The 23,853-nt window shown below is 40.1% G+C and carries 21 protein-coding genes and 1 pseudogene; 12 read left to right on the forward strand and 10 right to left on the reverse strand.

The features are described from left to right. Window positions 1-163: 163 nt before the first annotated feature. The 3 genes and pseudogenes from C7B62_RS03630 to C7B62_RS03635 form a co-directional block, all read right to left on the reverse strand. A complete protein-coding gene (locus tag C7B62_RS03630; protein ID WP_106233252.1) occupies window positions 164-853 on the reverse strand; it encodes a DUF305 domain-containing protein in 690 nt (229 codons plus the stop codon). A gap of 83 nt (window positions 854-936) precedes the next feature. Then, window positions 937-1,053: pseudogene (locus C7B62_RS25315) on the reverse strand (multicopper oxidase domain-containing protein); the annotation flags it as partial. Between the two features lie 56 nt (window positions 1,054-1,109). Then, window positions 1,110-3,302, reverse strand: a complete 2,193-nt coding sequence (locus tag C7B62_RS03635; protein WP_106233253.1) for a bifunctional diguanylate cyclase/phosphodiesterase — start codon at window positions 3,300-3,302, stop codon at window positions 1,110-1,112. Window positions 3,303-3,529: 227 nt separating this feature from the next. Between C7B62_RS03635 and C7B62_RS03640 the strand changes: the two genes are divergently transcribed. Both C7B62_RS03640 and C7B62_RS03645 read left to right on the forward strand, forming a co-directional pair. Further along, on the forward strand, window positions 3,530-5,206 hold the full coding sequence (locus C7B62_RS03640) for an ATP-binding protein (RefSeq protein ID WP_106233254.1): 1,677 nt from the start codon (window positions 3,530-3,532) through the stop codon (window positions 5,204-5,206). Between the two features lie 28 nt (window positions 5,207-5,234). Beyond that, on the forward strand, window positions 5,235-5,624 hold the full coding sequence (locus C7B62_RS03645) for a response regulator (protein WP_106233283.1): 390 nt from the start codon (window positions 5,235-5,237) through the stop codon (window positions 5,622-5,624). Window positions 5,625-5,706: 82 nt separating this feature from the next. On the opposite strand, the gene C7B62_RS03650 is transcribed toward C7B62_RS03645, so the two are convergent. From C7B62_RS03650 to C7B62_RS03660, 3 genes are all read right to left on the reverse strand, one after another. Then, window positions 5,707-5,973: a hypothetical protein gene (locus C7B62_RS03650; protein ID WP_106233255.1), complete on the reverse strand. Its 267-nt coding sequence runs from the start codon at window positions 5,971-5,973 to the stop codon at window positions 5,707-5,709. A gap of 133 nt (window positions 5,974-6,106) precedes the next feature. Beyond that, window positions 6,107-7,615, reverse strand: coding sequence for a C-3',4' desaturase CrtD (gene crtD / locus C7B62_RS03655; protein WP_106233256.1), 1,509 nt, complete (start codon window positions 7,613-7,615; stop codon window positions 6,107-6,109). A gap of 124 nt (window positions 7,616-7,739) precedes the next feature. Further along, window positions 7,740-8,132 carry a DUF2780 domain-containing protein gene (locus tag C7B62_RS03660; RefSeq protein WP_106233257.1) on the reverse strand — a complete coding sequence of 131 codons (393 nt, stop codon included), beginning with the start codon at window positions 8,130-8,132 and terminating at the stop codon, window positions 7,740-7,742. 300 nt (window positions 8,133-8,432) lie between these two features. On the opposite strand from C7B62_RS03660, the gene C7B62_RS03665 reads away from it, so the two are divergent. Continuing rightward, a complete protein-coding gene (locus tag C7B62_RS03665) occupies window positions 8,433-8,615 on the forward strand; it encodes a hypothetical protein (protein WP_106233258.1) in 183 nt (60 codons plus the stop codon). A 114-nt stretch (window positions 8,616-8,729) separates the two neighbouring features. On the opposite strand, the gene C7B62_RS03670 is transcribed toward C7B62_RS03665, so the two are convergent. From C7B62_RS03670 to C7B62_RS03685, 4 genes are all read right to left on the reverse strand, one after another. Beyond that, entirely contained in the window at window positions 8,730-10,421 is a 1,692-nt protein-coding gene (locus tag C7B62_RS03670; protein WP_106233259.1) for a CocE/NonD family hydrolase, read from the reverse strand. A 14-nt stretch (window positions 10,422-10,435) separates the two neighbouring features. Then, window positions 10,436-11,239: a precorrin-4 C(11)-methyltransferase gene (cobM, locus tag C7B62_RS03675; RefSeq protein WP_106233260.1), complete on the reverse strand. Its 804-nt coding sequence runs from the start codon at window positions 11,237-11,239 to the stop codon at window positions 10,436-10,438. A 34-nt stretch (window positions 11,240-11,273) separates the two neighbouring features. Further along, on the reverse strand, window positions 11,274-12,134 hold the full coding sequence (gene lgt / locus C7B62_RS03680) for a prolipoprotein diacylglyceryl transferase (protein ID WP_106233261.1): 861 nt from the start codon (window positions 12,132-12,134) through the stop codon (window positions 11,274-11,276). Between the two features lie 122 nt (window positions 12,135-12,256). Next, window positions 12,257-13,015: a DUF4388 domain-containing protein gene (locus C7B62_RS03685; RefSeq protein ID WP_106233262.1), complete on the reverse strand. Its 759-nt coding sequence runs from the start codon at window positions 13,013-13,015 to the stop codon at window positions 12,257-12,259. Between the two features lie 169 nt (window positions 13,016-13,184). Here C7B62_RS03685 and rsmI point away from each other — a divergent pair, with 169 nt between their 5' ends. The 9 genes from rsmI to C7B62_RS03730 all read left to right on the forward strand — a co-directional run bounded on the left by rsmI (window position 13,185) and on the right by C7B62_RS03730 (window position 23,851). Next, the gene (rsmI, locus tag C7B62_RS03690; RefSeq protein WP_106233263.1) at window positions 13,185-14,027 is read left to right on the forward strand and encodes a 16S rRNA (cytidine(1402)-2'-O)-methyltransferase; all 843 of its coding nucleotides are present in this window, start codon (window positions 13,185-13,187) and stop codon (window positions 14,025-14,027) included. 147 nt (window positions 14,028-14,174) lie between these two features. Further along, window positions 14,175-15,188, forward strand: coding sequence for a hypothetical protein (locus C7B62_RS03695; RefSeq protein ID WP_106233264.1), 1,014 nt, complete (start codon window positions 14,175-14,177; stop codon window positions 15,186-15,188). A 145-nt stretch (window positions 15,189-15,333) separates the two neighbouring features. Further along, the gene (locus C7B62_RS03700) at window positions 15,334-16,386 is read left to right on the forward strand and encodes a hypothetical protein (protein WP_146132041.1); all 1,053 of its coding nucleotides are present in this window, start codon (window positions 15,334-15,336) and stop codon (window positions 16,384-16,386) included. 261 nt (window positions 16,387-16,647) lie between these two features. Then, window positions 16,648-17,838 (forward strand): Coenzyme F420 hydrogenase/dehydrogenase, beta subunit C-terminal domain, encoded by a 1,191-nt coding sequence (locus C7B62_RS03705; RefSeq protein WP_106233266.1) that lies wholly within the window; start codon window positions 16,648-16,650, stop codon window positions 17,836-17,838. A gap of 235 nt (window positions 17,839-18,073) precedes the next feature. Beyond that, complete coding sequence (locus C7B62_RS03710; protein WP_106233267.1) at window positions 18,074-18,880, forward strand: ABC transporter permease; 807 nt, start codon at window positions 18,074-18,076, stop codon at window positions 18,878-18,880. Between the two features lie 6 nt (window positions 18,881-18,886). Next, window positions 18,887-19,666 carry an ABC transporter ATP-binding protein gene (locus C7B62_RS03715; RefSeq protein ID WP_106233268.1) on the forward strand — a complete coding sequence of 260 codons (780 nt, stop codon included), beginning with the start codon at window positions 18,887-18,889 and terminating at the stop codon, window positions 19,664-19,666. 223 nt (window positions 19,667-19,889) lie between these two features. Then, on the forward strand, window positions 19,890-21,731 hold the full coding sequence (locus C7B62_RS03720) for a glycosyltransferase (RefSeq protein ID WP_106233269.1): 1,842 nt from the start codon (window positions 19,890-19,892) through the stop codon (window positions 21,729-21,731). A gap of 48 nt (window positions 21,732-21,779) precedes the next feature. Further along, complete coding sequence (locus C7B62_RS03725) at window positions 21,780-22,853, forward strand: class I SAM-dependent methyltransferase (protein WP_199194051.1); 1,074 nt, start codon at window positions 21,780-21,782, stop codon at window positions 22,851-22,853. Window positions 22,854-22,936: 83 nt separating this feature from the next. Further along, on the forward strand, window positions 22,937-23,851 hold the full coding sequence (locus C7B62_RS03730) for a glycosyltransferase (protein ID WP_158260622.1): 915 nt from the start codon (window positions 22,937-22,939) through the stop codon (window positions 23,849-23,851). Window positions 23,852-23,853: the final 2 nt, after the last annotated feature.

The raw sequence follows: 23,853 nt of genomic DNA on the forward strand, positions 1-23,853 counted from the left end.
GCTGAACGAGACAAAGTTGGGGGGTGATAATGATTGTTTAGAGCAGCCTTTGTGAACGACGATAAAATAACCGCGATTGATTTTAAAGTTTTAGCTGCGATCGCTTAGGCGGAGAATTTTAAGTACATTCAGTCAACTATTGGCGGTAAAGCGATCGCGTTTTTTACTGGTTATACCAATCTTTACGCCATTGTTTCATCTGGTCGATCTCTTGCTGTTGAGAGGTCAAAATAGCTTGAGATAGTTTCTTCATCTCAGGACGCTTGGTTTTACTCAAAGCATCTTTTGCCATCACCAATGCACCTTCATGATGAGGAATCATGGCATTGATAAAACGTAGATCAAAATCAGCGTCAGCACTTCCTAAATCCATGCTCATCATCATACTTTGCTCCATATCTTCAGACATTGCCATCATATGACCCATCTCTGGATGCCAAGCCATAGGAGTTTGATCGGCATTGGGATACCAATTTGTACGCCACTGTTTCATTTGCGCTATTTCTTGTTTCTGAGCAGCAATAATATCTTGGGCTAGTTTTTTCATTTCAGGACGCTGTGATTTTTGCAGTACTTCTTGCGCCATATTTACAGCCCCTTGATGGTGCATAACCATGCTGTCGATGAAACGTAAATCGTAATCCGCATCAGCAGGCCCTATGTCCATCGACATATCGTGCTGCATCATCATGCCACCATCTTGTTTCATGTCTTGCTTGTTACTAGCTTCGGTAGCGTTAGTATTTGAAGCTGGGGTTTGGTTAGAAATGGCTGGAGAACAGGCAACCGTAAGGGTCGTTGCACCTATAAATGTTAAGGTTAGCAATCTAATTTTAGTCAGAATTGTGTGCATAGATATCGAAATCAAATTTTATTACTCAATAGTCTAGAATTACATACGAATATGAAATCGAGATGAAATTTGTAGATTTTACGTTAGCCTATAATTTTAACAATTCCCATCATGCCAAGATCTTCATGGTCTAAAATGTGACAGTGGCAAACAGCTTTGCCTGTAAAATCGCGCCAAGGAATGCGAATGCGGATAGTTTCAGTTTCATTTTCTGTGACTAAAATTCGTTTGTAGCAATTGAACGGTTAGGGTAGCTTTAAGCTTGATTGCCTAAATATTTGAGCAGTAGATCGGTGGCTTGTTCTACTGCCAGAGGAACGCTGAAAAAGTAACCCTGCATATAATTACAGTGCAAAGTTTTAAGCAGGTTCTTTAATTGTTCTGATTCTACTCCCTCCGCAACGATCTGAAGATTCAAGCCGGCTCCCAAAGTAGTAATTGCGTTGATAATAGCGAAGTTACTTGAGTCAAAACTGAGATCTTGAACAAAAGAGCGGTCTATTTTAATTGTGCTAAAAGGAAAGTCTTTCAGATAGCTTAATGATGAATACCCCGTGCCAAAATCATCCATAGAAAGAGAGATACCCATTTGTTGCAGACTTGATAATATTTGTTTGGCGAGGTTAGTATTTCGCATCGTAGCTGTTTCAGTTATTTCTAGCTCTAGGCAATCAGGACTGAGTTTGGTTGAGCGCAAGATTTGCCTGATTGTTTGTACAAGGTCATTGTTATAAAATTGACGAGCCGACAAATTGACCGAAACGATGAGGTCAGATAAGCCCATGTTTTGCCATACTTTTGTTTGGGCGCAAGCAGTTTTTAACACCCAGTCGCCGATCTCGACAATCAGACCGTTTTCTTCGGCGATGGGAATGAATAAATTAGGGGAAACTATGCCCAGATCTGGGTGCTGCCAACGTAGCAGAGCCTCTACTTTGACAATTTTGTTAGTATAAACTTCTACTATTGGTTGATAGTAAATAGCAAACTCTTGGTTTTTTAGAGCATAATGTAGGCTATTTTCAAGACTTAGCAGTTCGTGGGCTTGGGAATTCAGTCTAAAGGTGTAATGTTGATAATTGTTGCGACCTTTTTCTTTTACCCAATAGAGAGCTATATCAGCATTTTTGAGTAGAGTCTCAGCATCTTTGCCATCATCAGGAAAGACAGCGATGCCTAGACTGCTAGTAATATGTAGATAGTGTTTGTCTAATTTAAATTCAGGCTTGAGAGCTGATAAGATTCTCTTGGCGATCGCTGTTGCATCATCCCGACAGTTGATTTCAGGCAGCAGCAGAGTAAATTCATCTCCACCCCAACGAGCAATGATGTCTTTTTCTCTAACGCAACTTTTTAATCGTTCCACCACACTTTTTAACAATGAATCGCCAATTGCATGACCTAAAGTATCATTAATAGTTTTGAAACGATCTAAATCGATAAACACTACTGCCAGCATTTTATTCTCCTGCTGAGCTTGATTTAAGGCTTTAGCTAATTCGCGATCAAATAAAGTTCGATTGGGTAAATCAGTTAATGAATCATGAAAAGCCTGGTGTTGAATAATAATTTGGGCTTTTTTGTGTTCGGTCACATCTCGAAAGCTCAAGACTTGTCCAATTGTTTGCTTTTGAAGTTGCTGGATCTGAGAATAGCACTCCAACACTTTGCCGTTTTTTAGCTCTAGAGAATTAAATTGAGGGGAATTGTCTTGAGCATATCTTGCTTTGAGACTGTTGGCGTAAGGTTCAGTCAGTTCGGCTAAAATCAAGGTAAGAATTTGATCGCGATCTAGTTCAGTCTTGCTAGGCAATCCCCAAATATCAATAAATTTCTGATTATAGTTGATTACATGTCCACTTTCATTTAAGACCAAAATGCCATCTGCCGTAGCTTCTAAGGTAGCTTGCAGCAGAGAAATTGCACCAGCTAATTTTTGATTAACTTCTAATAAAACTTGATTTTGTTCAGCTAATTGTTGCTCTTGTTGATAGCGACGCAAAGCTTCTTCAACAGTGAGAATCAAATCTGTTTCGTCCCAAGGTTTAGTCACATAACGATATAGAGCAGCAGCATTAACCAAATTCCCCACTGCATCAGCGTTAGCTTGCCCTGTCAGTAAAATTTTAAGTGTGTCGGGATAGAGAGTATGAAGCTTAATTAGTAACTCATCCCCCATCATCTCAGGCATAATTTGATCGGAGATGATTAGGGGAATCTGGATTCCTTCTGGCACTAATTCGGCACAAAGAGCGATCGCCTCTGCTCCGCTATCTACCAGTTCAATTTCATATCTTTGACCTAGAGAACGTTTAAGCTGTTCTCCCAGACTACTCAAAATTACCGGTTCGTCATCAACGCAGATAATTGCTGCCCGACTATCATCAACATTAGTATTTAACGAAGCTTTTAATTGCCAAGCAGAATTTTTAATTTGATTATTGCCCATGTAAATTGTATGCCCGACAATACATTGTTACTATTTGTGATCGTGATCGCTAATTTCTACTGTATTTATAAGTTCCCGAAATGACGATCAAAATAATCATTTCTTTGATCAGTTTCAAGATGAGCCAAAAGATTGTTTAAGTAATTTCATCTATCTCTGAGGCTTCGTATTGCCGTTGGCAATTAGCTAAGACAAACTAGATATATTATTTGGCTAGCTGTTTACTTATGAATAATTATCAACCACCAATCCCACCACCACCAATACCAGAGAAAGTGGCTATAGAACAAATTAAAGTAGCAGCCACTATTATTGAGAAAATTCGCTGTTCTCAAGATATTCAGACTATTTTCACGAGCACAACTCAAGAAATGCGTCGAGTCTTAAAATGCGATCGCTTATTGATCTATCAGTTCAATGATGACTGGAGTGGTCAGGTTCTGGCAGAATCTGTCGGTGCTGGCTGGAGCTCGTTACTAGTCGAACGAAATAACTATGAAGTTCTGGGTAATGGTCATGTTCAGCAGGATCGCTGTCTGTTAAGAGATTGGTCAAAAGGTGCGTCGGGAGATATTCTTCAGCAAGATAGTTTTCTGCAATCAACTCAAGGGGGGAAATATGCTCACGGACAAAAGTTCACCGCAGTAGAGGATATTTACACCAAGGGTTTTCCTGATTGTTATCTTCAAGCTTTAGAACAGTATCAAGCCAAAGCCTATCTGTTAGTTCCAGTTTTTCAGGAGCAAAAACTTTGGGGTTTATTAGGTGCATATCAAAATCAATCTACTCGCATCTGGTCAGATTCGGAAATCGAATTAATGAGGCAAATTGCGACTCATTTAGCCGTAGCTCTGCAACAAGCAGAATACATTAATCAACTAAAGCTGCAAACCCGAAGTTTAGAAATTACGCTCAAAGAGTTAAAGCTAGCTCAACAGCAGCTAATTCAACAGGAAAAGCTGGCTGCATTGGGGCAATTAGTAGCAGGAGTCGCTCATGAAATTAATACACCACTGGGCGCAATTCAAGCTTCAGCAGGCAACAATAATAAGGCTTTGATTGCAGCGATCGCTGAATTACCCAAGCTCTCGGAATTTCTCAATTCAGCTGAAAAAGTTCTGTTTTTTAAACTGATTGAGGAGTCAATGAGCAGCAAGCCCATTTTTTCTTCCAGTGAAAAACGCCCTCTTAAACGGCAGATTAGCGATCGACTTAAGGAATACCAGATCGATAATGCGCGCAATATTGCCGATCTTTTGATTGATATTGGGGTCATCAAGGAGATTGACAGCTATTTACTTCTTTTGCAGCATGAAAAAGTTAGCTGGATTCTAGAGCTTGCTTATAATTTAACTCGCCTGTTAAGCAATAATAAAACCATTTTAACCTCAGTAGAAAAAGCGTCTAAAGTTGTCTTTGCCTTGAAAAACTACGCTCGTTTTGATGCCAGTGAAGAAAAACGGCTAGCTCAGGTGCAAGATGGATTAGAAACCGTTTTGGAGATTTACCACAACCAATTAAAACAAAATATCGAAGTCATTCGTCATTATCAAGATGTGCCTGAAATTCGCTGCTATCCTGATGAGCTAATTCAAGTCTGGACTAATCTAATTCATAATGGAATTCAAGCCATGAAACAAGGGGGAACGCTAACCCTGACAACTGCTTTAGAAAATGAAGGCATTAAAGTAGAAGTGGTTGATTCAGGATCGGGAATTCCTGTGCAAGTCAAAGACAAAATATTTGAGGCTTTTTTTACTACTAAACCAACAGGAGAGGGAAGTGGTTTGGGTTTACATATTAGTAAAAAAATTGTTGACAAGCATAATGGCACTATTACCGTATCCAGCCAGCCAGGAAATACTAGGTTTTCTGTTTGGTTACCTTTGAGCAATGAACAGTGAACAGTGAGCAATGAACAGTGAACAAATTATGAGCGAATCTGCAATTTTGTGTGTTGATGATGAGGTTGTTATTCTCGACAGTCTTAAAGAACAGCTAAAACGTAAATTTGGCGATCGCTTTATTTATGAAGTGGCCGAAAGTGCCGATGAAGCCTGGGAAGTAATTGAAGAGCTACAGCAAGACGAAATTCAAGTCATCGCGATCGTCTCAGATTGGCTGATGCCTGGCATTAAAGGAGATGAGTTTTTAATTCAAATTCATCAGCGTTTTCCTCAATTGATTACGGTCATGTTAACTGGGCAAGCAGATGAAGAAGCGATTGAGCGAGCTAAAAAACAAGCAAATCTCCATGCTTGTCTACACAAACCTTGGACAGAACAAGAATTAACCCAAATTATTACTTCTGCTCTTGATTAATTAACTAAGTTAATCACAACGCGTTTTGTAAAACTTGTGACTTGTGACTTCTAACTTGTGAACCCGCTTGCTCTTAAATCGTTTAATCAGCTTGAGGTAGATTAGCAACTTCTTGACCTGGTAAGGCTTTAGCTTGAGCAATTAAAGTTGCCGTCTGGGTTAAGGGATCTGAGACTAAAGTATCCTTTCTAAATAAAGCGATCAAACCCTTTTCATAATTGGAGGCGATCGCCAAAAATGCCCCTGCTAAAATATAAATTGGCAGTGGTAAAATAAACTGCTTAAGCCACATACTAAGCTCTGCTAGCACAAACAAAATTGCTACACCAAATAACCAGGCTTTAAACATTACTTTTCTTTTGTAGGAATATAATTATCAAATTTTTGACGATTAACTGCCAATTGTCAATTTTTACTTTCTGTGTTGACTACTAATTAATTGATCGAGTCGTCCAGATGTTTTCCGACTCTGGTTGCTAAAATTACCCCCCTTCAATTTGTCTGGTTACCGTCAAAGCAGAATAACTAACTCCTGCTGTCCCCTCTCCTGGGTGGGTAGAGTCTCCCACTAGCCAAAGATGCTCAATAGGAGTGCGGTTAGCAAAGCCAAAAGGACCAAAAGTCTTGATCCGCTGTCCTAATCCGCCGACGATACCTTTGTCTCTAGCGGTATATTTAGCGAAGGTTCTGGGAGTTGCTGCTTCAGTGTAAATAATATTTTCGGGAGAAAGATTAAAATAAGAATTTAGACGAGCGATCGCCTCATCGGTATATTGTTGTTTAATCTGCTCATAGTCTCTGTCTTGCCACCATAAATCTGTATTGGTAAAAGAAGAGGCAATCAAAGTTGCTTGTCCATCGGGTGCGCGTCCATCTCCAGGCTTGCTCACTGAGACAAACAGGGAGTTGTTTTCGCCAATTACTTCATCTTGGTTATAAAGAAACTGAAGATGGGGCGGACAGTTTTGGGGAATCGCCTCTCGTTTGACTCCCAAATAAATTACAAATGCTCCTGATGGTTGGGGCAGCTTTTCCACTCGACGTTGATAGTTTTTGAGGGTGGGATCGTTAGTCAGCCTAACTAAATCCTGTGCCGTAACGTTTGCTACTATTTCATCTGCCGATTCTGTCCAGGTTTCCCCTGTTTTGTTCTGTACCGTAACTCCTGTAGCTTTTCTTGACTCGGTATGGATTTGTTTGACATTATGACGCATTAAAAGTTTACCACCGTATTTCTCTAATCCAGCTACTAGGCGATCGCTCAATGTCTGCATACTGCCTTGCAGATGAAATAGTCCTTGGGGTGTTTGGGAAACTGCTAAAGCAGTGGCGGCATAAAGTAAGGCTGTTTCTTCTGTTCCCACCTGGGAATATAGTTTTAACTGTAGATCTAAAAAGGTTTTTAAGCGTTGATTGTCAGACAAGCCAGATAGCTTTAAGGCATCTGCTACAGTCATCAGGGCAAAAGGCACTGTAATTAAAGTATCTGGTCTAACTGCCGAGACTAACTGCCATAAATCCCAGACATTGCGAGGAGGAAGGACAGGATCTCGACCCTGAAAACGCCAGCTTGCCTCAAATAGCCGATTTAATAACTGCCAAAAAGGTTCACTCCCAGGAAACTGTTTTTGCCTTTCTTGTCGCCATCGATCTGCATTCCGCCAAACGTTAATTGGCTCAGTTTCTCCTGGTAGAAATACCGCACAGGCAGGATCGCAATAGCTAGCCTCTGGAGGTTCAATTTCCAATTCTGTAAAGATGCGGTGATGAATGCCTCCAGGCTCCAAGCCCGCTACTTGAGTTGCTCCCACATCAAAGGTAAAACCACGCCGTTTAAAAGTTGAAGCGCATCCCCCAGGCACAATTGCCTGATCGAAAATTGTTACCTGATAACCACGTTTTGCTAATAATGCCCCTGCTGTTAAACCACCGATCCCAGCCCCAACGACTATGACACGAGATTTTCGTTGAGCTTTTTGAGCGATCGCCATACAATAAATTTCATATTTCTTAACACTTAATTATATTTTAGGGACAAAAGTGGTCTATTGCATTGATGGCAATAAAAAAGACGCTCTCGAAAATGTCTCAAATCTTATTGGAGTAAGTTAGTCTCTATTGCAACACTCCTGCCAAAATATCTTTAATCCCTTCTCCACCTTGATTTTGAGTAAAAGACAAGATGATGGGAATAAATTTAGTTGCCATGTTAGGATTTAAACCGAGTTGACTAAAACCAGTAGCCAAAGCAGCCATATTAGCTAATTGTCCTCCGCCACTGTCTTCACCCATCATGCCAGCCAAGCCACCAATCGCACCAGCAATACCTTTTCCCCCCGCAGGAGCTTCGCCAATTAAATTACTAATACCAGGAAGAGCATTAGCTACTTGAGCAAAATCACCTTTTCCTAGTTGTTCTTTTGCCATTTGAAAAATGAGTCCAGCACCACCTTTAGCTTGGCTTTCATCAACTCCTAGACCTTGGGTTAATTGTTGAATTAATTCCATATATTTGCCTCTTACAACTTTTCTCTCGTAATCATGCCAAAGAATCAAGACATTTTAAAGAAAGAAAAGCTTAAATAAACAGTATTAATTGCGACATTTTTTGCGATATTTTTGATAAATTAACTGAATTGTGTTACAAATTCATAACCACTAGATGAAATTGTAATTAAGTTTGGTGAATTTAAGCTTGCCTTATCAAAAAATTTTCATCTATTTGGTTACATTAACTCTGTACCTGAAGCAATTAATATATTTGCTTCAGTAAATTATCTCGATTGAAGTTTTTTTTTGGAGAAAAACATGAAAGTTAAATATTTAGGAACTTTATTTGCTGCTTTTGTCTTGAGTTTGGGTTTACTCACTTCTTGTGCAACTCCTGAAGGTGGTGAAACTGATGCTGGTGGAGAAGCACCCACACAAATGGATGATGGCGCAGCTCCAGCAGATCCTAATGCAGCACCACCAGCAGATTCTGGTCAGTAAAAATTAAATTAGCCAAGCATAAATATCTAATCTATTTGGGGGGTAAAAGCAGTATTTTGTTCATCTCCCCATTCTGGTTATGATGTTTTGCCTATAGATATCGTTGATTAATTTTTAATTATTGATCACTAATTTAGAAGGATAGTCACCCCCTGAATGAATCTTGATGGTAATGATGCAGTGATCAATCTGACGAGATTCATGAGGTAATTTGCCATCGCCTGAATTGAGAGGATAAGCAGGAAAACAAGCCCCACTAAGACTAAGACGTAAGCTGTTGCCCGCTTTTATACACATACAGGTTGGTTGTAGTGGGATTGTGATTAGGTTGGGATTGGAATCTAGAGCCACTACTCGAATATAGCCTTGAGTAAAGTTAAACACTGTACCATCTGGATTTACTGTAGACAAAACGGCACACAGATCAAAACTAGGATTTTTCGTAGCACAAAATACTGTCAATGTTACTACACCTGTTAGGTGTAAATCTGATTCTAAAGTGGCTGAGGTGTAAGTGAGCAGATCTGCACGACAGTCCAAAAGCGAGCGCTCAAAAGATCCACTCGGATAAATAGCATGTCCGCCTAATGCGGGTACTGGTCGCCAAGGATCGTGAACTAAAATATCTATGTTATGAGCGAACTCGGTTATGATCTGGCTAAGATCGGTTTCGATTAATTCTTGAGGCGAAGGATCGACAACTTCTTCATATTGCCAGAGCATCCCGCTATCTTCTCTGATGCTAGCTAAACCATCACTGGCTAAATAAAAGATTGTTTGCTTCCTAGGTAAGCTGTCAAACTCTCTCCAGTTATTGCTGCCCATTTCAAATAGGCAGATAGTTGATTCTTTTAATAATCCTGTGTCGATATCTTTTAACCAATGATCGAACCAGCGAATTTGAATTTCATCAATGGGGTTTTGCGCTTCTATACCATAGTCCACCTGTCCTAGTTTGCTTCCCCAGGGAAGATGTCCCCAGGGCCCAACTAACAGATGCTGGGGTTGATGACATTGAGCGACCATTGCCTGATAGAGATTCATTGTTCCCCGAAGATAAGGATCAAACCAGCCCCCAATATGAAGCATGGGCAGATCTATCTGGTCTAAAAGATATTTAGGCGATCGCTTTTGCCAATATTCAGCACCAGCATCAGCATGATTTAACCACTGATGATAAAAAGAGTCAGGGGCTAGTTCTTGCATTAACTGAGGATTAGCAGCAATAGAGTCATGCAAGGGCAAGTGACTAGACGCTGCTTTCAGTTTTAAATAGGCTGCTTCATCTTTTTGAAGACGTGCCGTTTCTCCCGCTAGCTGAATTGCCCAGGCAAGATTAGCCCAGAGACAAAATGCCCCGTTTTCATAAGCCCAATCCCTGTAAAGATCGTAGGCTACCATAGCTGGAGCGATCGCTTTTAAACAGTTTGGCTGGTGGGCTGCGGTATATAGCTGAGTCATGCCCTGATAGGAAAAACCATACATCCCGACTTTGCCCGTACTATTGGGTAAGCTTGATACCCAGTTAATCGTATCCAAGCCATCAGCAACTTCGTGGGTAAACAGATCGAACTTTCCTGCTGATGTTCCCCTTCCCCTCACGTCTTGAATTACGACAATATATCCTTGGGCTGCATACCAACGAGGATGAGCATAAACTACCGTTGAAGCGATTTCTCGACCATAAGGCTGACGCATCAGCAGAATCGGCAGCTTTTCTTCTGTTTCAGGGCGATAAATATCTGCATCCAGCCTCACGCGATCGCGAGTCTGCATTGAAGTCGTTTGTTTAATGATTTTGACCATTTACTTTGTCTGTTTTACTTTACCTGTTCAGGTTTTTTCCCTGGTCGAAACAGATGCTGATGCTGGGGATGATAGAGACGGGAACGAGTTGTTACTGCCTTTTGCAGCGCAGGACTAATTAAATACAAGGTTGTTCTAATTAAATCTTTTTCTCTGGTCACCGCAGCCATTTTAGACAAAGGAACGACCCAGATTTGCTCGTCTTGCCAACCCACTCGATAGCAAACTGCCACAGGAGTATCCGCGGGATAATGTTCTAATAACTGATCCTGTGCTTTTGAACTATGGCGAGCAGCTAGATAAAGACATAAACTAGCTTTATGCGCAGCCAGAGAGGCTAATTCCTCAGTTTCGGGGACAGCAGATGCTTTACCGCTAACTCTGGTCAGGATAATAGTCTGTACTAGCTCTGGAATAGTCAACTCTGTGCTGAGTTTGGCAGCCGCAGCTTGAAAAGCACTGATCCCAGGAATCAATTCAAAGGGAATATCCGCTTCAGTAAAAGCCTGCATCTGTTCGGCGATCGCACTATATAAAGTTAAATCCCCCGAATGTAGACGCACCACAGATTTACCCTGCCTAACTCGTTCAATTGCCAGGGGAATGATTTGTTCTAAGGTTTTATTGCCCGTTGCCACCAGTTCGGCATCACGGCGAACATCCTCTAAAATCTGCTTGGGGACTAATGAATCAGCATAGAGAATTACATCGGCTTGAGTCAGTATTTTATATGCCTTGATGGTCAGTAATTCTGGATCTCCTGGCCCAGCACCAATAATGTAGACAGCTGGCTTTAGGGCAGTTTGAGTTAAGTTCATTAAGTAATAAATATTTGAATTTGGAAGTATTGAATTATGGTCTGTAGTTAGATGATTTTGCGGAATGGGGAAAGACAACATCGGGTAGTGGTCTTCTCCACCAGTACAGCCACGCAAGTATTAGTAGACCAAGAGCGATCGCGCACAAGCTGACTAGTTGAGCCATCTTCAAAGGCCCAATCATCAGGCTATCAGTACGCAACCATTCAATCCAAACCCGACCCAGGCTATAGCCAATTAGATAGACCCCTGCAAGCGTACCAGTTTTGAGTTGATTAGTTCTGCTTAAGCCCCAAAAAAACAACCAGAGTAGCAAGGCAAATATGCCTAAATTCCACAAAGATTCATACAGAAAAGTCGGATGAAAAAATTCTTGATCGATTAGCTCTAAAGGTCGGTATTGAGGAGCAATATACAATTTCCAAGGCAAATTTGTCGGCTTTCCAAATGCCTCCGAATTAAAAAAATTACCCCAACGACCAATAGCTTGACCCAAAATGAGCGAGGGTGCTATTAAATCTAATAGCTGCCACACAGAAATTCGCTTCAGACGAGCAAAAATAATGGTGGCGATCGTACCCCCAATAATCGCACCGTGGATCGCAATGCCACCTTCCCACACCGCTAACATATGCCACCAAGGGCGCTGAACATACTGCTGCCATTGAAAAATAACATAGTAGAGGCGAGCGCAAGGAATAGCGCCAATAACTAACCAAATTGCTAAATCCCCCAACAGGTCTGGATCTACCCGACGAGCCTTAGCTAAATATTGAGCTAAAGTTAACCCCACTAATACTGCTGTAGCAATCAACAAACCGTACCAACGAAGCACAATTGGCCCAAGCTCAAAAATAATTGGACCAGGAGATTGAAACTGAAACGCAAAAATCATATCGGTGTGAGTTGGCAAGGTGCAGCTTAAGCTAATATATATTTTCTTTTTGCTATTATCTCAGATTTATTAGTTTAAACATCTTAGGTTTTTATTAAAGTTCTTTATTTATAAGCCTTACCTTACTTCATGGCTTGAGCATCAGATAAATCGGCAATTTCTAACAACCGTAAATAACCTTTGAAAAAATAGGGGATGATGCCACAGGTAAGATCTAAAACATTTTTGTCCATTTTGACTGCTAAATCTCTGAGGGTCTGTTTTCCATTTAATAAGCGAGACATATTAGCAACAATCAAGTCTGGTAACTGCCGTTGTAAATCTTGACTGCGATGGAGCAAAGGAGCATGATGAGGCGAACAAGAAGCTAATCCTTTACTACCCCACTTAGACCATGCTGTCTGGGATTCAAACAAAATTTGTTCCAAATTGAGTGAGATTAAAGACAGGCTAAAGCCAGCTTTGAGCAAATAATGAGCCGAAGTGGCTTCAACACTATAATTTAGAACGCTTTTATATTCTGCTTGTAGTAAATCAAACAAAATTTCTTGGCTAAGATTATCAATTAAAGCTTGAATCTGTTTGCGCTGAATTATTTTTCGCTGAAGCAAGACATTAAGCAAACAGTAAGGTCGCGATCGCATTTGTGGTTGGTGTCTCAGTTCAACTATTTCTGTATTTACTCCAGGACAATAGCGAGTAAAGTTTCTGCGCCAAGAACGATTGGCATGATAACCTCCTTCTGTCCATAAATACTGTCCTTGGTGAAAAAACATCTCCCACTGCTGTTGATTATCTTGAGCTGTGATGGTCAAAACTCCAGTAAATTTTTGCCGATGGAGAGAAAGTAGTTTTTCTCCTAGCTTGCTGTTTGCGCTCATTAAATTTAAACCAAAGTTAGCAAAAAATTGTTTACTGTAAAATTCAACGATTAATTAACCCGTTCTAACACAGCCCATCCTAGAACGCATCAAACCAAACTAATCGCAGACTAGTATGATCGATAGACACCTTATATATATCTACTAAAAGACGGTAAGTAACTTAAAATTGGGCAAATTATATTTAGTCGGCACGCCGATTGGCAATTTAGAAGACATTACTCTTCGGGCGATACGTATTCTTCAATCAGTAGATCTGATTGCTGCTGAGGACACTCGACGTACGGGTAAATTATTACAACACCTAGCAATCTCAACGCCTCAGATTAGTTATAACGAACACAATCATCACAGCCGTATTCAAGAATTAATTAACCGTTTACAACAGGGAACAAATCTAGCTTTAGTTACTGATGCGGGAATGCCGAGTATCTCCGATCCTGGAGTCGAATTAGTCCAGGCAGCGATCGCCCATCAGATTACCGTAATTCCCATTCCTGGGCCAACAGCCGTAATTAGTGCCTTAGCTGCATCGGGTTTACCCACAGACAGGTTTATCTTTGAAGGATTTTTGCCCCTCAAACAAAGCGATCGCCAAGTCAGATTAGAATTATTGCGCAATGAAACTAAAACCATTGTCCTATATGAAGCTCCCCATCGTATCCTCAAGACTTTAAAAGATTTAGTCGCCGTAGTGGGTGATACGAGAAAAATTGTTTTAGCCAGAGAATTGACTAAAATACACGAGGAATTTTGGCGAGGAAACATCGGCGAGGCGATCGACCTTTATAGCAATGAGCGTCAACCAAAGGGGGAATATACCCTAGTTATCAAAGGAGCAGATGAAACTAGCCTAATTACCTCTAAAGCCGAATTAAAACATGAACTACAGCAGTTATTAGCTCAAGGCATGACGCGATCGCAGGCTAGTCGTCAGTTAGCCAAGCTCACTTCTTTATCAAGACGAGAAATATATCAATTAGAAATAGACAATGACAATCTCGAAAGTTAATCTTTTCTTGTTCCTACTCTTTTTTCCAACCTCAACATTCAATTCGGCGACTCGTTAGATTCACGTACATCGAAGTCTACAGATGCATTACAAACAAAAAAATCGATGTTAATTTGAATAAATCCAAATTTATTTGAATTAATATTCGTGAACACTAATAGCTTAAATCCTATTGTAATTAAGGGTTTTTTTGGGTTTTGTCTAGGTCTAATCAGTTGTGTCTCTCAACCTGTCAGAGCAGAATCAGTCAAAGAAAATCGGACTCTAGAAGATCGATTTGATCAAGCAACTTCAGCTCAAAGTTTGTTAACTTCGCCTTCTAGTGAGCAAATCAAGTCGATCATTGCCCAAAGACAATTAGACTTGTCTCAATTTTGCCAAAGTTATCCCCATAACTCAAAATGTCTCGGAGTAAATCCTGCTCAAGAGCCTAGAAATTTAGAAAATGCCTCTAGGGTAGCTCCTACTCCACAAGCTGAAGTTAACACTGTTCAGAAAAAAAGTGGCTGGGCAATTGTTCCCGAAATAAGTACTTTGGGAATTGGAGGACATGTAGTCAAAAGAGTCACTCCTAATTTAAATGCGAGATTGGGCATCAATAACTTTGGCAGAGATATCAATGTCAATGAAACAGAATATGAATATAAAGGAAACTTGAATTTGTTTAATGTTTCTACTCTGGTTGATTATCAACCGTTTAAAAAGGTTGGCTTAAGACTTAGTGGTGGCTTGGTCTTTGGTAATAATAACATTCAGGGGACGGCAGATGTTTCTGAACGAGTTGCTAATGAACTAGGGACAGTGGAAATTGGCGGTCAAGACATTGATATTCGGAACTTGAATATTGAAAACTTGGCTTCTATTGATACTGATATTGAGATTAATGAAGGTGTTTCTCCTTATCTAGGTATTGGAGGTGGTAATGCCGTCAAGCCTGGTAAAGGATTAGGATTTTGGTGGGATTTGGGAGTAGTATTTAGTGGTTCTCCTCATGCCGAAGTGACGAGTAATTTTTCGACAGATATCCCCACAGAACTTCGAGAGGAAGTGGTGGCAGCAGCCGATGAAGCGCTTAAAGATGAAGAAAAAGACCTTAACGAAGCATTAGACATTATGGGTATTTATCCAGTGTTGTCTTTCGGACTTTCCTATCAGTTTTAAAGGTTAACTAAATATTAAAGTTGACTGGTTCGTTTTCGTATCTAGCTTTGAGCTTCTTAGCTTTGAGCTTTTTTATTTAATTTACCAACGCCAAAAAAACAATTAATGGTAATTTAAATAAGACTAAACTTAGAGTAATTATTTTGTGAAGACTAATAAGGTACACACTTCCGTAATCCAAAGTTCCCTAGGATTCTGTCTAGGTTTGATTAGCTTTGTAGCCCAACCTGCAATAGCAGAGTCAGGAAATGCGCATCAGACTAAAGCCAATCAAGTTAAGCCAATCACTTCAACTCAACCATCAGTTTCGACTCAAGCCCAAGATTTATTATCACCATCATTTGGGAGTCAGTTTACTTGGACAACTCAAGCGAGGGAACGATTAGCCCAAAGAGAATTAGATTTGGATCGATTCTGCCAAAATTATCCTTACAATTCTAAATGCTCAGGGGTGACTCCTGCTACTGAACCTGGAGTAGAGAATAATCCTGTTGAGATTCCTGTACCACAAGTTGAAAGCAGCACTCCCGATTCCAAAAGCGGTTGGGCAATTGTTCCCGAAGTGAGTACCTTGGGACTTGGCGGGAGTATAATTCGCAAAATTACTCCTAATTTTAATGCCAGGGTAGGAGTCAATGCTTTTACAACGGGTATCGATGTTAATGAAACAGAATTTGACTACGAAGGAGACTTAAATTTATTTAATGTTTCTACCCTGATTGATATTCAGCCATTTAGAAGTTCTGGCTTTAGACTCAGCGCGGGGTTAATTTTAGGCAATAATAATATCGAAGGTACGGCAGATGTTTCTGACCGAGTTGCCGATGAACTAGGGGAAGTTGAACTTAATGGAGAGAATATTGATATTCGAGATTTAAATATTGACGGGTTAGCCACTATTGATGCCGATATTGATATTAACGACGCTGCTGCTCCCTATGTGGGAATTGGGGGAGGCAATGCAGTAGGCGCAGGTAAAGGATTAGGATTTTGGTGGAATTTGGGAGTAGTATTTGGTGGTTCTCCTGAAGCTACAGTGACTAGTAATTTTTCTGCTGAGATACCCGCAGAACTTCGAGAAGAGGTGGAAGCTGCTGCCGATCAAACATTAGAAAATGAGGAAGAAGAGCTTAATGACGAACTAGATCTGCTAGGTGTTTATCCAGTGGTGTCTTTAGGGTTTTCTTATCAATTTTAAAAACTAATTAAAAACTAATGCTTTGTCAATTAATTAATGATGGGTGAGCAAGTTTGGAGTAATGAGCAATAAGTTTTTTCCCTACTACCTATATGCGAAGCGGGACGCGCCCCCAGGCGCTAATCCTTTAGGGTATCCTTTAGGACTACCTACTACCTACTACCTATTACGGCAAGTTCCATTACGAAACTTTGCAACAGTTGTACTACCAATAGCTATTGTTTTAATCTGACAGTTATTGCCTAATGAATTTCTTGCTATATGACTGTTTCTGCTCACAAAAAAGCCAAAGCCTTAAAACCTGGTAGTCGCCGTCCTGCCAAGGAACTCTGTAGCGAGTGCGGGCTTTGTGATACCTACTATGTGCATTATGTTAAAGATGCCTGTGCTTTTCTCAATCAACAGATTGCTGAATTAGAAATATTGGCACATGGGCGTAGTCGAAACTTAGATAATCAAGATGATCTGTATTTTGGGGTTAGCCAAGAAATGATGGCGGCTCGCAAACAACAGCCGATTGAGGGAGCGCAATGGACGGGAATCGTCAGTGCGATCGCCTGTCAGATGTTAGAACAGGGCTTGGTAGAAGGGGTTGTCTGTGTACAAAACACCGCCGAAGATCGTTTTCAACCTTTCCCTGTCATTGCCAGAACCCCCGCCGAGGTTTTGGCTGCTAAGGTCAATAAGCCCACGCTTTCGCCTAATCTTAATGTCCTAGAGCAGATTGAGCAATCAGGTCTGAAGCGCCTTTTAGTAATTGGTGTTGGCTGTCAAATTCAGGCTCTGCGAGCAGTGGAGCAAGAACTAGGCTTAGAAAAACTTTATATTTTGGGTACACCCTGTGTGGATAATGTTAGTCGCCAGGGTCTGCAAAAATTCCTCGATACTACTAGTAGATCTCCTGAAACAGTTGTACATTATGAGTTTATGCAGGATTTTCGCATTCACTTTAAGCATGAAGATGGTTCAATCGAAAAAGTGCCGTTCTTTGGTTTAAAAACCAATCAGCTTAAAGATGTCTTTGCCCCTTCTTGTATGAGTTGCTTTGATTACGTTAATTCTCTGGCTGATTTAGTGGTGGGCTATATGGGTGCGCCTTTTGGGTGGCAGTGGATTGTGGTGCGTAACCAGACAGGCAAAGAAATGTTAGATCTAGTTAGAGATCAGCTAGACACTCAACCAGTAATGTCAAAAGGCGATCGCCATCAGGCTGTACAGCAAAGTATTCCTGCCTACGACAAGGGGGTAACCTTGCCCATGTGGGCTGCTAAATTGATGGGAGTAGTAATTGAACAAATTGGACCCAAAGGACTAGAATATGCGCGTTTTTCCATTGATTCTCACTTTACCCGTAACTATCTCCATTTAAAACGCAACTATCCCCAGAAATTAGAGCAGCATGTCCCCGAATATGCGAAAAAAATTGTTGCTCAGTATAAGTTACCAGAGTAACTATAGTCATTCCAATTAATTAAGGTGTGTTTTGAGAAATCGGCAAAACGATGAGGAATGAATGATGAGTGATAAAAAGTAGTACCAATTAACTTGTGTTTCTGATTTTGATTGAATATAGCAAAGGCAAACAGCGATCTTCAGGAAAAATGAATTAAGTAAAGATCGCTAATTTTCTTGTCATGAGACGAATTAAGGAATACACTCCATACGAGACAGCTATAGCAGTTCATATATGGTGAAATCTTTTTTAAATAAGCAACAAAATAACAATTTACTCTGGTATCGAGAGCTACTGTTGGTATTGATTAGGCGCAGTCTCAAACGAAGATATCGCGGTTCTTTTTTGGGTATTTACTGGTCTTTACTCAATCCTTTAGCAATGACGGGGCTATATGCCGCAATCTTTGGCCCTGAGTTTGCTGAATACTACGACAACTCTAATCTAAATTATATTTTGGCTGCATTTACTGGTTTGGTGGTAATCAATTTTTTTTCCGCCTCAACGGCGATGGCTTTGAGTAGCGTTGTGGAAAATGGGGCGATGGTGAACAAAATTCGGCTTCCTTTAGCTGTATTTCCCCTAGCAGCTATTGGGGCAAATGTATTTCAGCTACTGTTAGGTACTTTACCTTTATTAATTATTGTTACCCTAGCTATATCTCATAGCCTGATTAACACGATCGCTTTATTCTTGCCCCTGACAGCCTTGATTTTAGTTTGCACGGGGGTTGGTTTGTTGATGAGCGGACTATATGTATTTTTTCGCGATTTACCTTATTTTTATGAATTGCTGATCTTTGTTCTCTTTATGAGTTCGCCAATTTTTTATCCTCCTGATATTGTCCCAGTTACAGTCAGACAATTTTTAATTTTTAATCCGATCCTGCCAATTATTGAAAGTATTCGTCAGATTGCCTTATCGGGAAACCTACCCGATTTAACTTTAATTACTCATAGTCTGGCTAGTGGTTTAGTTTTAATAACTCTTGGACTAATGGCATTTTCTCGTTGGCGTTCTCAGTTTATGGATTTGTTGTAGATAGATATGATACAAGAATCAATCAGATTGGATGGGGTTTCCCTCTGGCGCAGAACTCAAGAAGAGTTTTCCTATGATTTAAAGAAAACGATCTTCTCCTTATTTAACGGTCAATATCGTCAGCCTGCCAAAAAAATGGTGATTGACAACATTGATTTAACAATTAATTGTGGTGAGAAAGTCGGGATTATTGGCGCGAATGGTTCGGGTAAATCTACTATGCTCAAGCTAATCTCAGGTATTTTACAGCCTACCACGGGAACAGTGCGGGTCAAGGGTGCAGTTGCTCCGCTGATTGAACTAGGGGCAGGATTTGACACAGAATTAACGGTAATCGACAATATTATTCTTTATGGAGTTATGCTGGGCTATTCTCAGTTAGAAATGAGGTCAAGAGTCAAGGATATTTTAGAATTTGCCGAATTGGAAACCTATGCTTCAATTCCTGTCAAGGGTCTATCTTCAGGTATGACAGCTCGTTTAGGATTTGCGATCGCTACTGATGTTACTCCCAATATCTTGATCCTCGATGAAGTACTGTCGGTGGGGGATATTAGCTTTAAAAACAAGTGTAGCCAAAGAATGAAAGATTTTTGGCAAGATGATGTCACAATTTTACTGGTTTCTCATTCAATGGACATGATTTGTGAGAACTGTCACAAGGTTATTTGGATGGAACAGGGACGAGTCAAAATGATTGGTCAGACTTCAGATGTGATTGAGCAGTATCTTGAATGTGTTGACCCTACAGGCATTACTTCATCTTTGCCTCAAGTTAATCAATAAATTTTCAAGCTAGTACTGATACTAAATCCGTTTGATATAGGTTACTTGAAAAATTGAGTAATGAGTAACGAGTAACGAGTAACAAGTATTAGTTATTTAGATTTCATCACCAAATTTTTGCGCAGAAATTAAACATTACCTTTGCTAAGTGAATTCAGTATCACGAGTTATCTGAAATACAAAAAAGAATGATCAAGATAAACTATCTCCTAGTCTGCCAGCCATGCCATTTGTAGCAAACATTTTAGAATATGCTCGTAAGTTGAAGCGCTATATTCCTTATAAACCTCAATTAAAAAAGGCAATCCGCAAAACTAGCTCGAAATTATCTTATTATTTTGCCCTGATTACTAATGAACCGAATATAAGTAATGACATCCAATATCAACGATGGCTCAGAAAATATTATCCTCGTCCTCAAGATTTTGACACCATTAAAACCCAGATCTGCGCATTAGCTTACCAACCTTTAATCAGCATTATTGTTCCAGTCTATAATCCCGAACAAAAATTCTTGGAGCAGGCGATCGCTTCTGTGTTAGAGCAAATTTATCCTCATTGGGAACTTTGTTTAGTGGATGATTGCTCAAGTAAACCCTATGTCAAAACTATTCTAGCAGCCTATTGCCAACAAGATCGGCGAATTAAAGTAGTTTACCATCAGCAAAATCAGCATATTTGTCGAGCTTCCAATTCTGCTTTAGAAATTGCCACAGGAGAATATATTGTCCTGTTAGATCACGATGACCGACTAGCGCCCCATGCTTTGAGTGAAATAGTTAAACTATTAAACCAACATCCTCAAGCAGATTTTATTTACTCAGATGAAGATAAAATTGATGGGCAAAACATCCACCAGACTCCCTTTTTTAAACCAGATTGGTGTCCTGATTCCCTCTTGTCGCGCATGTATACATGCCATCTGGGGGTTTATCGACGCTCCTTAGTCGAGCAAGTAGGTAACTTTCGGGTTGGCTTTGAAGGCAGTCAGGATTATGACTTAGTACTACGACTAACTGAGAAAACTAACCACATATTTCATCTAGCTCAAATACTATATCATTGGCGCATTCATCCTCAGTCTACGGCAGCAGATGCAAATGCGAAGCCCTATGCTGCTCTTGCTGCTCAAAAGGCTATTCAGGAGGCAATTACTCGCCGTCAAGAACCAGGTAAGGTAGTAATTAACCCTAATTTTGCTGGGGTATATACCGTTCGCTATCACATTCCTGACTGCAAACTAGTCAGCATTATCATTCCGACCAAAGATCTCGCCGATATTTTAGATAACTGCCTCAAATCTATCTTTTCACAAACAATCTATCCTAACTACGAAGTAATCGTGATTGATAATGGCAGTGTGGAGATGAAAACCGCTCAATGTTTGAAATATTGGCAGCAAGAAGAACCTACACGTTTTCGTTCCTACTATTACGATGCACCGTTCAATTATTCCCAGATCAATAATTATGCTGTGAAGCAAGCTCAAGGAGATTATTTGTTATTTTTGAATAATGATACGGAGATCCTTACTCCAGACTGGATTAAAGCGATGGTGGAACAGAGTCAAAGACAATCTATTGGCGCAGTGGGTAGTCTGTTGCTATATCCCGATCTTACCGTTCAACATGCGGGAGTAATTTTAGGCATTGGTGGTGTAGCAGGACACAGCCATAAAGATTTTCCTGCTTCGGGATCGGGTTATATATCTCAATTGGTTTCAACTAATAATTATTCCGCAGTTACTGCTGCTTGTCTAATGTGCCGTCGAGAAGTATTTGAGTTAGTAGGGGGTTTTGAAACTGAATTGGCGATCGCTTTTAATGATATTGATTTTTGTCTCAAGCTGATTAGTCACGGTTATCGTAATGTTTACCTTCCCCACGTAGTTTTATATCACTATGAGTCTAAAAGCCGAGGTTATGAAGATACTCCAGTCAAAAAAGCCCGTTTTGCCCAGGAAATTAATTATATGCAGCAAAAATGGTCGCAAATCTGCGCTCGCGATCCCTGTTATAATCCCAATTTAAGTAAAAGCAATGGCGACTATCAACTCAAGATCTAATTGTACTTAGTCAAGTATGTCAGTATAAACTATATAAATTGTGCAAATATGGATACGATTGGGCATAAAAGCTATCCTGAGCTAGAAGAATCTTTATTAGATGAAAATAGTAGTTTAACCAAAATGCTAGGCTTAATTGGCAATGATAAACAGGTAGTAGATTTTGGTTGTGCGACTGGTTATTTTGCTCATCTGTTGAGTCAAAAACAATGTCTGGTGACAGGTGTTGAAATTAATTCAGAGGCAGCTTCGGCTGCAAAGCAGTATTGTCAAGAAGTAATCGTTGCCGACTTAGATTTTGTTTCTGTTCAGGAAATATTAGGCGATCGCCAATTTGATGTAGCTATTTTTGGTGATGTTTTAGAGCATCTGCGCGATCCTTGGCAAGTACTGCGAGATACCCGACAAATTTTAAAAAAAGATGGATATATAGTGGCTTCGATCCCGAATATCGCCCATGGAGCAATTCGGCTGTCTCTGTTACAAGGAAAGTTTGAATACACAGAATTAGGCATCTTAGATAATACTCACCTAAGATTTTTTACTAGAAAAACTGTTCAAGATTTAGTAGAAAATTCTGGATATTTATTAAAAAATCTTGAAAGAACAAAATTACCGTTGCTAGCTAATAATAATTTAGTTCCTCACATTAATCTCAATGATTTTGATCGCGAGATGATTGAAAAAATGCAGCAAGATGAAGATATTGATACTCTGCAATTTGTAATTAGAGCCGTTCCTAGTTCTGTCGAAGAAAGATTAGTGGATTGTCAAAATCGCTATGGTCAACTGCTCCAAGAGTCAAAAATCAGTCAATCGGAGCTTGAGCAGAGTCAGAAGACAACCCAGCAGTTACAATCGGAGCTTGAACAGAGTCAGAAGACAACCCAGCAATTACAATCGGAGCTTGAACAGAGTCAGAAGACAACCCAGCAATTACAATCGGAGCTTGAGCAGAGTCAAAATAATATTCAGCAGTTAAAATCTGAGCTTGAGCAGAATCTTGAACAGGGCAAGCAAGCGATCGCTACTATCCAGTGGATGAAAACTAGTAAATTCTGGCAGCTTCGCAGTAAGTGGCTCAAGTTCAAGCTTTTTTTTCAACCTGAATCGTTAGAGTAACCCAGTAATACGGAGATATGATAATTAACAAACAATCGATCAATACAGTTCGTCTGTTCGTGACATCTTTAGGAAATCATTTCATGATTGAGATTGCCGAGATCTTCCATGAAGGATTCAAAAGTAATGGTGTTGAGTCTCAGATTAAGATCGATCAGCGCCCCTCTACTGATCCAGAACCAGGGCTAATTCAGATAGTCATTGCACCTCATGAGTTTTTTAATCTATTTCTTGACTCTAGGCTGAAACCTGGAGAAAAAATCAAAGACTTTTTAAAGGCTGTATATATGCTCAGTGCAGAACAGCCCCTTACCCACTGGTTCGAAATGGCTTGCAAGCGAGCGTCTTCTTCTCAAGGCGTGTTAGATATTACAGAACATACTGCCCTCGAATATCGCAAACGGGGAATTTTTACTATTCATGCACCCTTGGGCTATGCCTCATGTTTTGAAGCAGGTATCGATCCCCACAATCTACCTGAGCGCAAATTTGACCTCCTCTTCCTTGGCAGCATTTCTCATAAGCGAGAATTGTTTTTATCTCAAAATGCAGCTCTATTTAATCAATACAACAGTAATATTGTGATTACTCGTTTAGAGAAGCCCAAGTTTTCCCATACCAAAGGTTTTTTTGCCGACCATGAGCGCAATCGTTTACTGCGCTCCTGTAAAATTTTGGTCAACGTTCATGCCAATGACAACACTTATTTTGAATGGTTGCGCGTGATTATGGCGATCGCTAATGGCTGCCTAGTGATCTCGGAAACCAGTGATTATATTGAACCCCTCGTCAACGGCAAACATTTAATCGTTACCGAATTAGATGACATTGCTACTCAATGCGAGTACTATCTCGAACATGAATCAGAGCGACTCACCATTGTCAATGAAGCCTATCAATTTGTCACCCAAGAATTCAATAGCACCATCCTTTGCCAATCTATCTTACAAAAACTAGAACAGCAAACTGAACACATCGTTGAACTTCAAAGGGTATAGCC

The sequence above is a fragment of the Pleurocapsa sp. CCALA 161 genome (genome assembly GCF_003003995.1).
In the GTDB taxonomy this organism is placed as follows: Bacteria; Cyanobacteriota; Cyanobacteriia; order Cyanobacteriales; family Xenococcaceae; genus Waterburya.

Excerpts from the sequence above, each read along its gene's own strand:
- C7B62_RS03670 (WP_106233259.1), bottom strand. The coding sequence starts at position 10,421 with ATGGTCAAAATCATTAAACAAACGACTTCAATGCAGACTCGCGATCGC.
- cobM (WP_106233260.1), bottom strand. The coding sequence starts at position 11,239 with ATGAACTTAACTCAAACTGCCCTAAAGCCAGCTGTCTACATTATTGGT.
- crtD (WP_106233256.1), bottom strand. The coding sequence starts at position 7,615 with ATGGCGATCGCTCAAAAAGCTCAACGAAAATCTCGTGTCATAGTCGTT.
- C7B62_RS03665 (WP_106233258.1), top strand. The coding sequence starts at position 8,433 with ATGAAAGTTAAATATTTAGGAACTTTATTTGCTGCTTTTGTCTTGAGT.
- C7B62_RS03640 (WP_106233254.1), top strand. The coding sequence starts at position 3,530 with ATGAATAATTATCAACCACCAATCCCACCACCACCAATACCAGAGAAA.
- lgt (WP_106233261.1), bottom strand. The coding sequence starts at position 12,134 with ATGATTTTTGCGTTTCAGTTTCAATCTCCTGGTCCAATTATTTTTGAG.
- C7B62_RS03685 (WP_106233262.1), bottom strand. The coding sequence starts at position 13,015 with ATGAGCGCAAACAGCAAGCTAGGAGAAAAACTACTTTCTCTCCATCGG.
- C7B62_RS03715 (WP_106233268.1), top strand. The coding sequence starts at position 18,887 with ATGATACAAGAATCAATCAGATTGGATGGGGTTTCCCTCTGGCGCAGA.
- C7B62_RS03660 (WP_106233257.1), bottom strand. The coding sequence starts at position 8,132 with ATGGAATTAATTCAACAATTAACCCAAGGTCTAGGAGTTGATGAAAGC.
- C7B62_RS03720 (WP_106233269.1), top strand. The coding sequence starts at position 19,890 with ATGCCATTTGTAGCAAACATTTTAGAATATGCTCGTAAGTTGAAGCGC.
- C7B62_RS03650 (WP_106233255.1), bottom strand. The coding sequence starts at position 5,973 with ATGTTTAAAGCCTGGTTATTTGGTGTAGCAATTTTGTTTGTGCTAGCA.
- C7B62_RS03630 (WP_106233252.1), bottom strand. The coding sequence starts at position 853 with ATGCACACAATTCTGACTAAAATTAGATTGCTAACCTTAACATTTATA.
- C7B62_RS03730 (WP_158260622.1), top strand. The coding sequence starts at position 22,937 with ATGATTGAGATTGCCGAGATCTTCCATGAAGGATTCAAAAGTAATGGT.
- C7B62_RS03635 (WP_106233253.1), bottom strand. The coding sequence starts at position 3,302 with ATGGGCAATAATCAAATTAAAAATTCTGCTTGGCAATTAAAAGCTTCG.
- C7B62_RS03710 (WP_106233267.1), top strand. The coding sequence starts at position 18,074 with ATGGTGAAATCTTTTTTAAATAAGCAACAAAATAACAATTTACTCTGG.
- C7B62_RS03725 (WP_199194051.1), top strand. The coding sequence starts at position 21,780 with ATGGATACGATTGGGCATAAAAGCTATCCTGAGCTAGAAGAATCTTTA.
- C7B62_RS03705 (WP_106233266.1), top strand. The coding sequence starts at position 16,648 with ATGACTGTTTCTGCTCACAAAAAAGCCAAAGCCTTAAAACCTGGTAGT.
- C7B62_RS03645 (WP_106233283.1), top strand. The coding sequence starts at position 5,235 with ATGAGCGAATCTGCAATTTTGTGTGTTGATGATGAGGTTGTTATTCTC.